Origin of the sequence: Pseudomonas sp. Colony2 (assembly GCF_019382755.1) — a bacterium.
Lineage (GTDB): Bacteria > Pseudomonadota > Gammaproteobacteria > Pseudomonadales > Pseudomonadaceae > Aquipseudomonas.
In genome coordinates, this window is sequence record NZ_CP080030.1 from 1,092,476 (window position 1) to 1,093,718 (window position 1,243).

A 1,243-nucleotide genomic window follows, 5' to 3' on the forward strand; every position below is an offset into this window, starting at 1 on the left:
GAGGTTGGCATGTCCAAACAAACAGCAGGGCGCTCCAGCGGGCGCATGATCACCTTCAAACGCCCGGATGGCGCTGACGTCAACGGCTACTTGGCCAGCTCGGCGGTACTCGAAGGTGCGCCAGCAATTGTGGTGATCCAGGAGTGGTGGGGCCTTAACGACCAGATCAAGGGCGTGGCCAATAGACTGGCCGAATGCGGCTACCGGGTGCTGGTGCCGGACCTTTATCGCGGTGCATCCACGGTAGAAGAGGAGGAAGCCCATCACTTGATGGATGGCCTGGATTTTGGTGATGCGGTTTCTCAGGACATCAAGGGCGCCGTGCAGTACTTGCAGGCAGATTCGAAAAAAGTCGGCGTGACCGGTTATTGCATGGGTGGGGCGTTGACGTTGCTGGCGCTGAACGCAATTCCGGAAGTGGCGGCGGGCGTGGTGTGGTACGGCTTCCCGCCGCTGGAATACCTGGATGCTTCGAAGATCAAGGCGCCACTGATTGGGCACTGGGGCACACAGGATGCCTTCTTCAACATCGACACCGTGGCGGAGCTGGAGTCGAAACTGCATGCGGCGGGTGTGGACGCGACGTTCCATCGCTACCTGGCGCGCCATGCGTTTGCCAACGAGACAGCGATTGGTGATGGCCGTATCGCGGACACGCAATACGATGCCGCTTGGTCGCAACTGGCGTGGGACCGGACGCTGACGTTCTTTGGCAAGACCTTGTGGCAGGCATGACACATGTGAAAGGCATCAACGCATAACCTGTGGCGAGGGAGCTTGCTCAAAGCAAGCTCCCTCGGCCACAGCAAGCCCTTTCGCCACTACTGGCAATGCATCACTCAGCCGCTGGCTGCCCAATCTCCGCCAATGCACTCGCATTGTTCTTGAACGCCGCCGCAAACGCCGCGCGGTTCTTGGCCATGAAAATACCGGCATCTTCAGCCTGCTTCTCGCTCAAGCCTTCGACGTTTTTCAACAGCACTTCCATCAGGGACTCTGCCAGTTCAAGCATCTGGTCGTGTGCGTCGGCAAGTTTGCGATCCACGAATGTAGTCTCCAGGTCACGGGTACTGCGATACAGGGTTTCAACAGCCATTTTTCGGCCTCGTCATCGGTGCAGTATTGAAGGGAGTTGCCCTTGGTTCGAGTGTCGCCAAGCGTTTTTGCGACTACTGTATTTATATACAGCTAAAAGCATAAGCCAATCCATGGGCTTTGGGTAGTGGCTTTTTAATGTAGTTGG

Annotated in this window: 2 protein-coding genes; one reads left to right on the forward strand and one right to left on the reverse strand. The window is 57.1% G+C overall.

All coding sequences use genetic code 11. The features are described 5' to 3' along the window. The first annotated feature begins 9 nt into the window (after positions 1 to 9). Positions 10 to 735 carry a dienelactone hydrolase family protein gene (locus tag JV201_RS04450; RefSeq protein WP_219406565.1) on the forward strand — a complete coding sequence of 242 codons (726 nt, stop codon included), beginning with the start codon at positions 10 to 12 and terminating at the stop codon, positions 733 to 735. 100 nt (positions 736 to 835) lie between these two features. Here the strand turns inward: JV201_RS04450 and JV201_RS04455 are convergent, their stop codons facing one another. After that, positions 836 to 1,096, reverse strand: a complete 261-nt coding sequence (locus JV201_RS04455) for a YebG family protein (RefSeq protein ID WP_003212789.1) — start codon at positions 1,094 to 1,096, stop codon at positions 836 to 838. Positions 1,097 to 1,243 lie beyond the last annotated feature (147 nt).

What these genes read in the sequence shown, in the direction of transcription:
- JV201_RS04450 (WP_219406565.1), top strand. Translation starts at nt 10, where the DNA reads ATGTCCAAACAAACAGCAGGGCGCTCCAGCGGGCGCATGATCACCTTC.
- JV201_RS04455 (WP_003212789.1), bottom strand. Translation starts at nt 1,096, where the DNA reads ATGGCTGTTGAAACCCTGTATCGCAGTACCCGTGACCTGGAGACTACA.